Origin of the sequence: Marinobacter bryozoorum (genome assembly GCF_023156245.1) — a bacterium.
GTDB lineage: Bacteria > Pseudomonadota > Gammaproteobacteria > Pseudomonadales > Oleiphilaceae > Marinobacter > Marinobacter bryozoorum.
The window spans coordinates 44,900-60,162 of record NZ_JAKZAH010000017.1 but is presented as its reverse complement, the minus strand read 5'-3'; the positions used below and the strand labels follow the sequence as shown (position 1 = coordinate 60,162).

10 protein-coding genes are annotated in these 15,263 nt (G+C 60.4%); 8 read left to right on the top strand and 2 right to left on the bottom strand.

From position 1 onward, the window contains the following. Positions 1-48: 48 nt before the first annotated feature. The 7 genes from hrpA to cysB all read left to right on the top strand — a co-directional run bounded on the left by hrpA (position 49) and on the right by cysB (position 12,212). Complete coding sequence (hrpA, locus tag MLC59_RS11085; protein WP_282450956.1) at positions 49-3,990, top strand: ATP-dependent RNA helicase HrpA; 3,942 nt, start codon at positions 49-51, stop codon at positions 3,988-3,990. 191 nt (positions 3,991-4,181) lie between these two features. Then, positions 4,182-5,300 carry a beta-ketoacyl-ACP synthase III gene (locus tag MLC59_RS11080; RefSeq protein WP_248234330.1) on the top strand — a complete coding sequence of 373 codons (1,119 nt, stop codon included), beginning with the start codon at positions 4,182-4,184 and terminating at the stop codon, positions 5,298-5,300. A 57-nt stretch (positions 5,301-5,357) separates the two neighbouring features. After that, positions 5,358-6,158, top strand: a complete 801-nt coding sequence (locus tag MLC59_RS11075) for an MlaA family lipoprotein (RefSeq protein WP_248234288.1) — start codon at positions 5,358-5,360, stop codon at positions 6,156-6,158. Positions 6,159-6,312: 154 nt separating this feature from the next. Further along, on the top strand, positions 6,313-8,115 hold the full coding sequence (locus tag MLC59_RS11070; protein WP_248234285.1) for an ExeA family protein: 1,803 nt from the start codon (positions 6,313-6,315) through the stop codon (positions 8,113-8,115). An 8-nt stretch (positions 8,116-8,123) separates the two neighbouring features. Then, positions 8,124-8,879, top strand: a complete 756-nt coding sequence (locus tag MLC59_RS11065) for a general secretion pathway protein GspB (protein WP_248234283.1) — start codon at positions 8,124-8,126, stop codon at positions 8,877-8,879. Then, a complete protein-coding gene (gene dinG, locus MLC59_RS11060; protein ID WP_248234281.1) occupies positions 8,879-11,041 on the top strand; it encodes an ATP-dependent DNA helicase DinG in 2,163 nt (720 codons plus the stop codon). The genes MLC59_RS11065 and dinG overlap by 1 nt, the downstream gene beginning before the upstream one ends. Positions 11,042-11,234: 193 nt before the next feature. After that, positions 11,235-12,212, top strand: coding sequence for an HTH-type transcriptional regulator CysB (gene cysB / locus MLC59_RS11055; protein WP_248234278.1), 978 nt, complete (start codon positions 11,235-11,237; stop codon positions 12,210-12,212). A 28-nt stretch (positions 12,213-12,240) separates the two neighbouring features. Here cysB and MLC59_RS11050 read toward each other — a convergent pair whose 3' ends face one another. Next, a complete protein-coding gene (locus MLC59_RS11050) occupies positions 12,241-12,975 on the bottom strand; it encodes a phosphoadenylyl-sulfate reductase (protein ID WP_248234276.1) in 735 nt (244 codons plus the stop codon). A 276-nt stretch (positions 12,976-13,251) separates the two neighbouring features. Between MLC59_RS11050 and thrH the strand changes: the two genes are divergently transcribed. Beyond that, the gene (gene thrH, locus MLC59_RS11045; protein ID WP_248234274.1) at positions 13,252-13,860 is read left to right on the top strand and encodes a bifunctional phosphoserine phosphatase/homoserine phosphotransferase ThrH; all 609 of its coding nucleotides are present in this window, start codon (positions 13,252-13,254) and stop codon (positions 13,858-13,860) included. Positions 13,861-13,899: 39 nt separating this feature from the next. Here the strand turns inward: thrH and pabB are convergent, their stop codons facing one another. Then, positions 13,900-15,240, bottom strand: a complete 1,341-nt coding sequence (gene pabB, locus MLC59_RS11040; RefSeq protein ID WP_248234272.1) for an aminodeoxychorismate synthase component I — start codon at positions 15,238-15,240, stop codon at positions 13,900-13,902. Positions 15,241-15,263: the final 23 nt, after the last annotated feature.

Below are 15,263 nucleotides of genomic sequence, written 5' to 3'. Positions count from 1 at the left end.
GGCAGGGTTCCGTTACAATACCGCCGTCACTCACCAACCGGACTATCCATGAGCAACACCCCCTCCGACAAGGACACTCCGGACGCAAGCACCCTGTTGAGCGTGGATCAGGTGCGTCGTCAGCTTGGCGACTGCAATCAGCGGGAAACCGCCCGTATTCTGAGGCTGCTGGCCAAGACCCGGAACAAGCCTGACCATCAGCAACTGGGACGAATCAATCGCTGGCTGAATGAGGGGCTGGCCAGGGTCGAATCCCGCCGCCAGGCACACACGCCGGCAAGCTACCCGGACGGATTGCCGGTATCTGACCGCGTGGAGGACATCACCCGTGCGCTGGAGGAACACCAGGTCATCATCGTGGCCGGTGAAACCGGCTCGGGTAAAACAACCCAGCTACCCAAGATCTGCCTGAATGCCGGTCGCGGCACCCGTGGCCTGGTGGGGCACACCCAACCCCGGCGAATCGCAGCACGCACCGTTGCAGGACGGATCGCAGAGGAGCTGGGCCCAAAGCAGGGCAGTCAGGTGGGCTACCAGGTCCGTTTTACGGATACCAGTAACGAGGACACCCGGCTCAAGGTGATGACAGATGGTATCCTGCTGGCTGAAGTCCAGCATGACCGGTTCCTGGATGCCTACGACACCATCATTATCGACGAGGCCCACGAGCGCAGCCTCAATATCGACTTCCTGCTGGGCTACCTGAAGCAGCTGTTGCCGAAACGGCCGGACCTCAAGGTGATCATCACCTCAGCCACCATCGAGGTGGAACGGTTCAGTGAGTACTTTCACAAAGCTCCGGTAATCGAGGTTTCGGGCCGTACCTACTCGGTGGAAGTGCGCTATCGCCCGATGACCGGCGATGCGGACGAACGGGACCTGGGCTGGGGCGATGCCGTGGTGTCGGCGCTGGAGGAAATCGAGGACCACGAGCGGGCCGAGAAAAAACCGCCGGGGGACGTGTTGGTATTCCTGCCCGGAGAGGGTGAAATCCGTGCACTCAGCAAACAGCTTCGCCATGCGGAGCTGCGCCATACAGAGGTACTTCCGCTTTATTCGCGCCTGAGTACGAAGGAACAAAACCGGGTATTCCAGCCCCACCGGGGGCGGCGCATTGTGCTGGCCACCAACGTGGCAGAAACCTCCCTCACGGTTCCTGGTATTCGTTACGTGATTGATACCGGTGTGGCCCGGATCAGCCGTTATTCGGTTCGGTCGAAAATCCAGCGGCTGCCAGTAGAGGCAATATCCCAGGCCAGTGCCAATCAGAGGTCAGGACGCTGTGGGCGGGTGGCGCCGGGTATCTGTTTCCGGCTCTATGACGAGCAGGATTTCGTCAGCCGCGACGAGTTCACTGACCCGGAGATTCTTCGCACCAACCTGGCATCCGTCATCCTGCAGATGGTGACCCTGGGGCTGGGAGACATTCGTCATTTTCCGTTCCTGGAAGCGCCGGACAATCGTCAGATCAACGACGGCTACAAGTTACTGGAAGAACTGGGCGCGGTTTCCGGCAAGCGCCGTATTACCGGCCTCGGCCGCACCATGGCCCGACTACCGCTGGACCCGCGCCTGGCACGAATGCTGGTAGCGGCCAGTGAGCTGGGCAGCCTGGCGGAGTTACTGGTTATTATCGCCGGGCTCAGTGTGCAGGACCCGCGGGAGCGGCCACAGGAAAAGCAGCAGGCGGCGGACCAGGCGCACAGCCAGTGGAACGATAAGGAATCGGACTTTGTCAGCCTGCTCAATCTCTGGAACCATTTCGAGGAGCAGCGCCAGGAGCTGTCTGGCAACCAGCTCAGCAAATACTGCAAGAAGCAGTTCCTGTCCTACATGCGAATGAGGGAATGGCGGGACATTCATCGCCAGCTCACCCTGATTTGCCGGGAACAGAAGTTCACCCTGAACCGGGATTCCGCTGGCTACGATGCCGTTCATAAAGCGGTGCTGGCGGGCTTGCTGGGCCAGGTGGCCACCAAGCTGGAAAAAAAGGAGTACCTGGCTACCCGTAACCGCAAGGTATTTCTGTTCCCCGGCTCCAGGGTGGCCAAGACCGCGCCCAAATGGATCGTGGCAGCAGAGATCGTGGAAACCAGCCGTGTATTTGCGCGCATGGTGGCGAAAATCGAGCCGGACTGGGTCGAGCCGCTGGGTGAGCATGTGGTCAAGCGCCATTACTCGGAGCCCCACTGGGAGCAGAAACGGGCCCAGGTCATGGCTTTCGAGAGGGTCAGCCTCTATGGCCTGGATGTGGTCAGTCAGCGCAGGGTGCCCTACGCCAAGGTAGATCCTGCCGCTTGCCGCGAACTGTTTATTCGTCGAGCCCTGGTGGAGGGGGACTACCGTACAAGGGCGCCCTTTATTGCCCGTAACCGGGAGCTGCTGGATACCGTCGAGAACCTGGAGAACAAGACCCGACGGCGGGACCTGCTGGTTGATGACGAACAGCTGTTTGCGTTCTATAACGAACGCCTGCCAGCAGGGATTGTCAGCGGCCGTCATTTTGAAAGCTGGTGGAAGTCCCTGTCGGCCCCGGACCTGAAGTCCATGGAGTTGACCGAGAAGGATATCCTGCAGCGGGACCTGGACTATAACGAGCTGGAACAGTACCCGGACGAGCTGGAGTGGGAAGGGGCAAAGTACCCCCTGAGCTATGAGTTCGAGCCCACCGGGGACGATGATGGCGTGACTATCCAGGTACCGGTAATGGCCCTGAAGCAGTTGCCGGGGCATCGCCTGGACTGGCTGGTACCCGGATTGGTGCGAGAGAAATGTATCGCGCTGGTGAAGGGGCTGCCGAAGGCGGTCCGTCGCAACTTTGTACCGGTGCCGGACTTCGTCGATGCAGCACTGCAGAACATGACACCGTCCAACTTGCCGCTGACCGAAGTCCTCGCGGATCAGCTTCGCCGGATGACCGGTGTACGCATTGCGCCGGAGGACTGGCCCACGGAGGAACTGCCCCGGCACCTGCGCATGAACCTCAAGGTATTCGGGGAAGGTGGCAAGGTGCTGGCCCAGGGCCGTGATCCGGGTTTGTTGCAGAAGAAGCTGGAGAAGCAGGCCGAGCAAGCCCTCAGCCAGGCAGACGAAGCCGAGGGCAAGGCAGACCGGGTGCAGGCAACGGACTGGCAGTTCGGTACCCTGCCACCGTCGGTTCATACCGATCGGGGCGGTATGCAGGTTACCGTCTACCCGGCGCTGGAGGATCTCGGGGGCGAGGTTCGCGAAACCCGCTTCCTGGACCCATTAACCGCTGCCGAAAGTCACCGCATTGCCCTGGCCCGCCTGTTGCTGAACCGGCTCGGAAGTGTCCTGGATCGCATCGACGCTCGGCTGGCCCGTTTTCGGCAATCCGCCCTGATGTTTGCACCGGTTGGCCAGGCCCGGGTGCTGCTGGACGACTTCCTGCTTGCCAATGCGGCTAACCACTTCCTGGGGGCGCCAGGGCAGGCACAAGGCTCGCTGCCCCGCAGCGCTGGGGACTTTGACAAGGTCTATGATGCAGGGCGCGGCGATTTCCTGCCGGCCCTCGAGCAGGCGGACGAACAGCTTCACCAACTCATGCAGGGCCACCACCGGGTGATGAAACAGCTCAAGGGCAAGATCAACCTGGCCATTGCCAACAGCATGGCAGACCTGAAGTTCCAGATGGAGCAGCTGGTGTACCCGGGGTTCCTGGTGGCGACGCCACCGCAATGGCTGGCCTGCTTTCCCCGCTATTTCGAGGCGGCGGACATCCGGCTGGAGAAGATGCCCCGGGAGATGGGGCGTGAACGGGAGTTCTTGCATGCCATCGAGTCACTGTGGGGGCGCTACCAGCAAAAGTACGAGCAGCATCGCAGGCAGGGCATATCGGACCCGGAACTGATCCTTTACCGATGGATGCTCGAAGAGTTCCGCGTGTCCTGGTTCGCCCAGCAGCTGGGCACCACCATGCCGGTATCGGTGAAGAGACTGGACCGTCAGTGGGCCGAAGTTCGCCAGTAAGTACCGGCTGGTACTGCGCCATAACCCGCTGCTGGCCCGCTTTACCTTTCCGTTATGGGGTAGGGACCGGAATCCGGGGTTTGTGATAATATCTCCGCTAATTATCGGACAGGGATGCGTCGCACGTCATACTTAGCCTGCAGGATAGCTGTCCACAATAATCTCCAGAACAGTCGGGGTCCTTCGTGAGCATCACCGCCATTATCACCGGTACCGGGTTGTATACTCCGCCCGCTTCCATCAGCAATGAAGAGCTGGTGGCTTCCTTTAATCGTTATGTCGAGCTGCACAACGAACGCAATGCAGAAGCCATCGCCAGCGGCGAAGTGGAGCCCCTGCAGCCTTCTGCCGTGGACTTTATTGAAAAGGCGTCAGGTATCAAGAGCCGCCATGTCATGGACAAGGACGGTATCCTGGACCCGGAACGGATGTGTCCGCGCCTTCCGGAGCGCAGTAACGATGAGCCCTCCATTCAGTGTGACATGTCCGTGGCCGCGGCCCGTGAGGCGCTGGCCCAGGCTGGACGCACCCCGGAAGATGTGGACGCTGTTATCGTGGCCTGCTCCAATTTGCAGCGGGCCTATCCTGCCGTTGCCATTGAAGTCCAGGAGGCCCTGGGTATCGACGGCTTTGCCTATGACATGAACGTGGCCTGCAGCTCGGCAACCTTTGGTATCCAGGCAGCTGCCAACGCGGTTGAAAACGGGACGGCCCGGGCTGTCCTGGTGATCAGTCCGGAGATCTGCTCCGGCCACCTCAACTTCCGCGATCGCGACAGCCATTTCATCTTCGGTGATGCCTGCACCGCAGTGCTGGTGGAGCGCGATGACCAGGTGGCAGCGGGGCAGGGCTTCGAGATTCTGGGCACCCGCCTGAAAACCCGCTTCTCCAATAACATTCGTAACAACTTCGGTTTCCTGAACCGTGGTGACGAGAATGGTATTGGCAAGCCGGACAAGTTGTTTGTGCAGCAGGGTCGCAAGGTGTTCAAGGAGGTTTCGCCGATGGTGGCCGAGCTGATCGTCAGCCATCTCGACAGCCTGTCCCTGAAGGCGGAGAATTTGCGGCGTATGTGGTTGCACCAGGCGAACCTGAACATGAACCAGTTGATTTCAAAGCGGGTACTGGGCCGGGAGGCCACCACCGAGGAAGCGCCGGTCATCCTGGATGAGTATGCCAATACCAGCTCTGCCGGGTCGGTTATTGCCTACCACCAGCACAAGGGCGATTTTACGGCCGGTGACCTGGGGGTGATTTGCTCCTTTGGCGCAGGTTACTCGATTGGTAGCGTCGTGGTGCGCAAGCGCTGATCCGATGCCCGGACAGGGACGAACTACTGGATAACCACTGGCCAATCAGGAACCACCATGTCTTGTGAAATATCCAAAGCCGTTATGACATCAGCCCTTGGCGTCCTGCTGCTGGCCGGGTGCGCATCCTCCCCGGAGGAGCAGTCAGCGGACCAGGCAGGCCAGTCCGAACAGCTGGTTTATACCGAGGCCGGCAGATCGGATGCCCGCGACCCCTGGGAATCATGGAACCGTGAGGTTTTCGCGTTCAACCGGACCGTGGACGACTGGGTGCTGAGGCCGGTTGCCGAGGGTTATCAGTTTGTCATGCCCACTTTCGCGGACCGGGCAGTGACCAACTTCTTCAACAACCTCACCGAGGTCCGCAACTTCATCAACAGCGTGTTACAGCTGAAGGGTGAGCATGCGGTGGTGGCCGCGGGACGGTTTACCTACAACACCGTGTTTGGTCTGGGGGGGCTGTTCGACGTGGCAACGGCCTTTGACCTGCCAGAGCGCCCGGAGGATTTCGGACAAACCCTGGGCTACTGGGGCGTGGGGTCTGGCCCCTACCTTATGTTGCCGTTTCTGGGCCCGTCGTCGCCCCGTGGCTTCACGGGTATCGCGACCGACAGCCTGGTTTTCCCGTCCCTGCGAGACTATGCCGAGAGTCCGGACCGCTACTATGCGCTGGGTCTGAATATCGTGGATAAGCGGGCTGAGCTGTTGTCAGCGGAAGGGTTTGTCTCGGGCGACAGCTATGTGTTCGTACGTAATGCCTACCTGCAACGGCGAGAGTTTCTGATCAACGATGGCAAAGTGACCTCAGATCCCTTCACCAGTGGTGGAGAGGATGACCTGATGCTGGACGACTTCTGATCGCGCCGGATATTCGGCTCCGTAAAGTGAACCCGTCGGTGTGCCATGGTGACAGTAAACAACCGCCGACGGTATTATGGGCGAAGAGATAACGTGGGCCTTCGACTGAAAAGGATGGGCCCGGCAACACCGGCTGTCAGCTGACTGGACCTTCATGTACTACGACTTCTTCGGATTTCGGGAGCCGCCGTTTTCCATCGCGCCGGATCCCCGATATCTGTATCTCAGCGAGCGCCACAAGGAGGCCCTGGCTCACCTGATGTATGGGGTTCAGGGGCAGGGTGGCTTCGTTGTTATCACTGGCGAGGTGGGTACCGGCAAGACCACCGTCAGTCGCTGCTTTATCGAGAATGTTCCCGGGCATGTAGACATAGCCCTGATCCTTAACCCCAGGCTCTCTGCCCGTGAACTACTGGCTGCGTTTTGTGACGAGCTGGGCGTTGCCTATGCTGACAATGCCACCATCAAATACCTGATTGATGGCATCAACCAACACCTGCTCGATGCCCATGCCCGGGGACGTCACCAGGTGCTGATGATCGATGAAGCCCAGAACCTGTCGGCGGAAGTCCTGGAGCAACTGCGACTACTGACCAACCTGGAAACCGCTGAGAAGAAGCTGTTGCAGATTGTCCTGCTGGGGCAGCCGGAACTGAAAGGCATACTCGACCGTCCGGAGCTGCGTCAGCTCAACCAGCGTGTCACTGCTCGGTACCACCTGGAGTCCCTTGAGAAGGATGAACTTCCGGCTTATCTCCATTACCGTCTGGGGGTGGCCGGGGTAAAAATGGAGCTATTCAGTCCAGGCACCACCAGGCTGTTGTATCGCAAGAGTCATGGCATCCCCCGACTGATCAACCTGATCAGTGACCGGGCACTTCTGGGTGCATACAGTGAAGGTGTCCAGCATATTGAGCCGCGCCATATCCGTGCGGCGGCAAGGGAGGTGGGTGGACTGGCCACCGAGCCTCGAAGTGGGCCGGTCTCACCTGTGCTTCGATTGGTAACCGCGGCAGCAGTATTGGCGGCGCTGGCAATTGCAGCCTGGGCGGTGCTGGATCAGCGGCAAGGTGGGGCTGGCCCGGGGCTGGCCAGTGAGACGGAGACGGTCACGGAAGGGGCGCTTGCGGACGAAGCCGTTGCCGCTGGGGACGACCTTGACGGAGATGATGGAAGCCCTACCGGGGGCGGCTCTGAAGCCGAGCAAGAGCCGGTAGTCTCAGGAACGGTCGAGCGCGCAGACGCACCGGCCACCGGAGCGGATGAGCCGGAACTGGCCAGCTTCCGTTATCAGGAACACACCATGACCACCGCCGAAGCCTATGATGGCCTGTTCCAGTTGTGGGGCTACGACTGGGACCGGTCTGGCTATCCGTTTGCCTGTGACTACGCCGACGCGGCCGGCTTACGCTGCCTGCATCGCCAGGGTAGCCGGCGCAGCATGGAAGACATCAACCGTCCCGCCGTGCTGGAGCTGCGGGGGCCGCAAGGCGAGCGTGGCTACGTCACCCTGTTAAAGCTGCGGGGCGACATCGCCACGGTCGCTACGGCCGACGGAACCTTCAACGTATCCTTCGACGAGCTGGAAGATTACTGGTACGGCCAGTTTTCGGTGCTCTGGCAGTTGCCCCCGTACATGGCCTGGGAGGGCGACCCTTCAGAGCTTCCCAGTCAGAACCGGAAGGGCGTCTGGCTCAGTGCGCGGATGATGCAACTGGTAGGTCTGCACGCCAGCGACAATAGCGAAATAGACCGGGTCAGCCGTATGATCCGGAATGAACAGGTGCGCTGGTACCAGAAGGTCAAGGGCCTGGAGCAGGATGGCGTGGTGGGGGCCATGACTCTGATCCAGATGAGCAATGACCTGGATGCCGGAGTACCGCGGCTGGTTCCTGGTAATGGCACCCTGGCTGCTCCGGTGGAGTCCAGCCAGGCAGCCAGGGAAGGAGCGGGTTAGGCAGAGCCATGTCCTATATTCTCGAAGCACTGAAAAAATCCGAGTCCGAGCGCAATCAGGGACGTGTACCTGACCTTGGGCAACAGGTGCGTATGATCCACCGCCGCCGTCGCCGGGGCATTCCTGCGCTGGCTTGGCTGGCCATAGCCCTTGCGCTGAACGCGGTGGTGCTCGCTGTGCTGTTGTGGCCTAGCGTCGGTTTGATGCAGTCCGCGACAAGCCCGGAAACACCGGTGTCCGCAGGCAGTGACCGACCTGGAGAGCAGAGCCGGGCAGCCACGGTTGCCGAGCCGGCCGGCCTGTCAGAAGAGGGTACCGCGGGCGACGCCGTGGACCGTGAGCCAGCGGAGGCCGGGGAGCCGGCAGAGATTGCCGAGGCTACGGGAAGCGTAAGCGACGCCGGGGTGGTGGTGCTGGATACCCTGGATGAAGCACCGACGGTTATCGTGCCAACTATTCGTCCCACCAGTCCCGATGGCAGTGACAAGGCCTACGCCCCGACACCCTGGGAAGGGCGGGTTCCGCACCTGGTCGAGCTGCCGACGGCGTTTCAACGTCAGGTGCCGGACCTGGTTTTCAACAGCCACGTGTATTCCTCCCAACCGTCCTCCCGGAGCGTCATGATCAACAACCGTTACCTCCGTTCGGGAGACACGCTGGGGCCGCTGCGAGTGGAAAGGATTACCGAAGAAGGTGTGGAGCTGAGTATGGACGGCCAACGCTTCAGGGTAGGTGTGGTCCGTGACTGGAGCAGCCCGCGCTAATGCCTCTGAGCGAAGACGTCAAAGCCGAAATCCAGCAGGCCTACCGTGATGTACTTGCAGGCAAGGGCATCCGGGCCCGCTATGGCCAACGCCTGATGATTGCCGAAATCGCCCGTTATATGGGGGACATCACCGAGGATGACAGCAAGCGTACCTCGGCGCCGGCGGCCTGTGTGGTGGAAGCGGGCACCGGTACCGGCAAAACACTGGGATACCTGATTGCGGCCATTCCGGTGGCTCGGGCCCTGGGCAAGACCCTGGTCATCTCGACGGCGACCGTGGCCCTGCAGGACCAGATCATCTCCAAGGACCTGCCGGACCTGGAAAAGCATACCCGACTGAAATTCGAATGGACCCTGGCCAAGGGGCGGGGGCGTTATCTGTGCCTGTCCCGCCTGGAAACCCGCCTGCAGGATGAAGGCCATGGTGACAGCGATACCATGCCGCTGTTCCTGCTGGATGAGGGCAGGGAGCAGGAACCCGGTACCCGCAAGTTCTTCGAGGAACTCCTCGGCCAGTACGGCGCCCGGCAATGGGACGGTGACCGGGATCACTGGCCGACCACCATTCCCGATGAGATCTGGCGCCAGGTCACTACGGACCACCGCCAGTGCACCAACCGCCACTGCGCCTATTTCGACAACTGTGCGTTCTTCGACGCCCGCAAGGGACTGGAAACCGCCGATGTGGTGGTGGCAAATCACGACCTGGTACTCGCTGACCTGGCCCTCGGTGGTGGGGCCATACTGCCGGAACCAGAAAATGCCCTGTATGTGTTTGACGAGGCCCATCACCTGCCGGGCAAGGCGCTCAATCACTTTGCCGCGTCGGTTCCACTGAACAGCACCCGGCAGTGGCTCAAACAGCTGGGCCAGGCACTGGTCAAGATTCAGCCCTGGCTGCCGCCGTCGACGGCGGCCGGGCGTACCATCGAGAAGGTTTCGGAGGCGTCGCGCCAGCTGGAGGATTGCCTGAACCGGGTTCAGGACCACCTGCTGGACAGCATTCAGTGGGAGTTTTCCGATGAGCGTCGTACGGCACAATGGCGGTACCCGGAAGGCGAACTGCCCCAGCAGATGCTCGCACTGGCGACGGAAACCCGTGCTGCAACGGCGGCACTGGTTCGTCACCTTGGTACTGTGGCGGACGAACTTCAGAAGGGCTTTGATGAGCGCAAGGACCATGAGCTTGACCGGGACACCGCAGAGGCCTGGTACCCGGTCATTGGCAGTTTCCATGCCCGCGCAGAGGACCAGTCCCGACTCTGGGCAGCCTGGTGCGAGGCGCCGGCGCCGGAGTCGGAGGGCGACAAGCCCGGCTACCGGCCACCGCCACCGGCTCGTTGGGCAGTACGCCAGCGCTGGGACCATGCCGAAGAGGTCACGCTGTATAGCAGCCCGGTCCTGGCGGACAACCTGCTTTACTCCCGGCTCTGGTCCCGGGCCCATGGTGCGGTGCTTACCAGCGCAACCCTGACGGCCCTGGGCCGGTTTGACCGGTTACGGTCAAGGGCGGGGCTGCCTGCCGATAGCCGTTACCTGGTGGTGCCCAGCTCCTTCCGTTACGGCGAAATGGCAACGGTGGAGGTCCCGCCCATGAATGCCCTGCCTACGGACACGGAAGGTTTTACGGCGGCCCTTGTACAGCGGCTGCCGGAGTTATGGGCAACGGAAAAGGCGACCCTGGTGCTGTTCACCTCCCGCCGGCAGATGAATGCGGTTCGGGACCGGCTGGCACCGGACCACCCAGGGCTGATCACCACCCAGGACGATATGGCCAAGGGTGAGGTGCTGCGTCATCACTGTGAGCGGGTAGACGCCGGCAAGCCTTCAGTACTGTTTGGCGTGGCCAGCTTTGCCGAGGGCATTGACCTGCCAGGGCGTTACCTGGATCACGTCGTCATCACGCGGCTGCCGTTCTCGGTGCCGGACGACCCCATCGAAGCCAGTCTGGCGGAGTGGGTCACCAGCCGGGGCGGAAATCCGTTCATGGAAATTACAGTACCGGACGCCTCGGTCAAACTGGTGCAGGCAGTGGGCCGGTTGTTGCGTACCGAGTCGGACACCGGTCGGGTCTCCATTCTTGACCGGCGCATTGTCAGCCGCCGCTATGGCCAGTTATTGCTGGATGCGCTGCCGCCGTTTCGTCGAATTATTCAATGATCGTTATGTGGCCTGCACAACACTTGCATTTGCGGTATATGGGCTACACTAAGTATCTGTGCACTCTCTATTCTTAAAAAGAATGAAAACAAGCATTTTTATGCGTATTCTGGTAACAATACTGACAAAACCGTGACGCATAGCCGGTGGCAGGGCGCAATGTCCTGCATCCGCTTAGGGAGCGAAAGGATCAATGAAACTACAGCAACTTCGTTATATCTGGGAAGTGGCTCATCACGACCTCAATGTTTCTGCCACGGCGCAGAGCCTGTTTACGTCGCAGCCCGGCATCTCCAAGCAGATCCGGCTGCTTGAGGATGAACTGGGTCTTGAGGTATTCGCCAGAAGTGGCAAGCACCTGACCCGGATTACGCCAGGCGGGGAGACCATTATCCGGGAGGCAGGGGAAATCCTGCGGCGGGTGGAGGGCATCAAGAAGATCGCCCAGGAGTTCTCGAACCAGCGCAAGGGAGATCTCAGCATTGCCACTACCCATACCCAGGCCCGCTATGCCTTGCCACCGGTAATCCATGGTTTCATCGAGGCCTACCCCGAGGTCTCGCTGCACATGCACCAGGGTACACCCATGCAGATCTCCGAGATGGCCGCCAATGGGGCGGTGGACTTCGCTATTGCCACAGAGGCCATGGAGCTGTTTAACGACCTGATCATGATGCCTTGCTATCGCTGGAATCGCTGTGTGATAGTGCCCCGGGACCACCCGTTAACCCAGTTGTCGGAACTGACCCTGCCGGAACTGGCGCAGCACCCACTGGTCACCTATGTGTTCGGGTTCACTGGTCGCTCAAAGCTTGATGAGGCCTTCCAGACGGAGGGGCTGGAGCCCAAGGTGGTGTTCACCGCTGCCGATGCAGATGTCATCAAGACCTATGTCCGGCTCGGGCTTGGGGTGGGCATCATTGCTTCCATGGCCTATGACCCGGAGGCAGATTCTGACCTGGTGGCGCTGGATGCCAGTAAGCTGTTCCGCCCCAGCATCACCCGGCTCGGATTCCGTAAAGGTACTTTCCTGCGGGGTTATATGTACGATTTTATGGAAAGGTTTGCCCCGCACCTGACAAAGGACATGGTGAACGAGGCGGTGGCCCATCAGGGCAGCCGGCAGGAAATAGAGGATCTGTTTCGGGACGTGGAGCTGCCGGTCTACTGACCGGGCAGCTCCCGGGCGTTGTTTACTGTCAGCTGCTGTGAACGTCGCTGGCAATCAGGTTGCCGGCGTGCAGCCCGCACTCTTTCTGGGTGGCTTCTTCCCACCACCAGCGGCCTTCCCGCTCGTGCTGGCCGGGCAGTACAGGGCGGGTGCAGGGCTGGCAGCCAATACTGACAAAGCCACGCTCGTGAAGCTTGTTGTAGGGTGCCTCGGAGATGCGGATATAGTCCCAGACTTCCTTTGAGGTCCAGTTGGCCAACGGGTTGAACTTCACCAGTTCACCGCTGCGGCCTTCGAAGGCATCGTCTGGCTGTACCACAGGCACCTCATTGCGGGTGCCCGGGCTCTGGTCCCGGCGCTGGCCGGTAACCCAGGCATCCAGGGTTTTCAGCTTGCGACGCAGGGGCTCCACCTTGCGTATGCCGCAGCATTCCCCATGACCATCCTCGTAGAAACTGAACAGGCCTTTTTCGGTTACCAGTGACTGTACGGCGCCTGCGTCCGGAAACTGGAACTCGATGTCGATACCATAGTGCTTGCGCACCCGCTCGAAGAAGTCATAAGTTTCCGGGTGCAGTCGCCCGGTATCCAGGGAAAACACCCGAAGCCGGTCAGTAAGTTTGTGGGCCATCTCGATCAATGCGACATCCTCGGCACCACTGAAGGAGATGGCGATCTCATCGTAGCGGGCCAGGGCGGCCTTTAGGATGGCGCGGGGACTTTGTCCGTCCAGTTCGTGCTGTAATTGTTCAATCTCGCCCATCGGACATATATTCCCTTGCAGATCATCGCCCGGAGCGACTCCGGTGGATGCTATTTACTGGAGAGTTTGCTGGATGTTTCATTCGATAAGGGCGTCAATTTATCACCAGAACGAAGGGTACTGAAGTAATCTGCAATCATAAGGTTATATCAGCCGCCGGAGCGCTCACCAATCTGATACGACGGACGGTGCATTCACCGCCGGTTTTTTCTATCATAGCCGCGCTACTCGCTATTAATCCCATTGCCGCCAGCCGGCGACTGACAGGAGACCACTGTGGAACTTGCGTGCCTTGATCTTGAGGGAGTACTGATCCCGGAAATCTGGATTGCCTTTGCGGAAAAAACCGGTATTGAAGAGCTCAAGGCCACCACCCGGGATATTCCTGATTACGACGTGCTGATGAAGCAGCGACTGCGCATCCTGGACGAGCATGGCTATGGCCTGCCAGCCATCCAGGAGGTTATCGGTGAACTGGACCCGCTGCCCGGCGCCCGGGAGTTCCTGGATTGGCTGCGGGAGCGCTTCCAGGTCGTTATCCTGTCGGATACCTTCTATGAGTTTGCCATGCCGCTGATGAAAAAGCTGGGTTACCCCACACTGCTGTGTCACAAGCTGGAAGTGGATGAGAACGGCCGTATCACGGACTACCTGCTGCGCCAGCGCGACCCCAAGCGCCAGTCAGTGCGGGCCTTCCAGTTGCTGAACTATCGGGTGATTGCTGCCGGTGACTCCTACAACGACACCACCATGCTGACCCAGGCAGAAGGTGGCATCCTGTTCCATGCACCCCGGAACGTGATTGACGAGTTTCCGCAGTTCCCGGCGGTACACGACTTTGACGAGCTCAGGAACACGTTCCTGTCCCTCAGCAACCGATACTGATACTGAACACAGCGGTCACGGCAGCACCCGGGCACAGCGTCAGGTGCTGCCGGTTTCACCGTCCGGACAGCCAAGCCCTTCCAGTGTGTCCAGCAGGCTCTGGATCTTGCTCATGGATTCCTGATACTCGTCTTCCGGGTCTGAATCCGCAACGATGCCGCACCCGGCCCACGCCCGGATGGTACCGTCAGTGAATGTCTGCAGGCTGCGAATGGCGATATTGCTTTCCAGCCGGTTATCCGCATCCCACCAGAACAGACTGCCGCAATAGGGTCCCCGCCCGTGGGGCTCAAGCTCGTCAATGATCTCCATTGCCCGCCGTTTGGGGGCGCCTGTGATGGACCCTCCCGGGAAGGCGCTCAGAAAGGCTTCAAAGGGCGTGGTGTCAGGTTTCAGCGTGCCGGTGACGGTGCTGACCAGCTGATGGACGTTACGGTAGCTTTCCACCGAAAACAACCGGGGTACCCTTACCGAGAAGGGTTGGCAGAAATGAGACAGGTCATTTCGTATGAGATCAACGATCATCAGGTTTTCGGCCCGATCCTTGGTGTTTGAAACCAGGTCCCTGACCAGCGCCTGGTCGGTTTCCGGATCCTGGCTGCGGGGCCTGGTGCCCTTGATGGGCTTGCTGGTGACCCGGTTGTCGTCGATTTCCAGGAACAGCTCCGGTGACACACTGAGCAACTGCCATGGACCGGCATCCAGGTAGCCACCATGGGGAACGGGGATCGCGTCTGCCAGGGCTTGCCAGGCATGCCAGGGGGAGCCTTCGAACCTGCCCACGAACTGCTGGGACAAATTGGCCTGATAGCAGTCGCCGGCCTGGATGTATCCAAGCACACGGCCCACACCGCGGCGGTATTGCTCAGGCGTTCCGCTGGCGTGGAAGTGAGTGGTCATGCGGAACTCGTTGCCGGCGACTGCAGGGCGAGGCTTGTCCAGTAATGCCATCACCTGGCTACGGACAGCCGGAGGGCATGCCGGGTCAAAAAGCAGTGTGGCCGGTGTCTCCAGGGATTCATCCCGCGTGACCTCGAGCCGCCAAAGGTAGAGCCCTGCCCAGCCAACGGACTCTGGTGAAGGTTTAAGGCTACGAAAGCCAGGAACCGTATGGCGCCCGGCATCGTAAAACAGGGTACCGGCAACAAATCCGGACCGGCCTGTGCCGGCGGCGATGTGCCGGTGACTTTCGATAATTTGCGTTACCGACTGGCCAAACACCGAGTTGTCGGTGGATAGCGGCCACCGACGCTCGGGTAGGGCACTGTATCGACGGCTGCGACCGCGCCCGGTTCCCAGGCACACGAATCCGTTGAGCCCGGCAAGGGCAGTGACGAAGTCGGCAATTCGGGACGGTGGCACAGAGACGCGGTTCGACATCCGTTAACCTGACAGGAAAATGG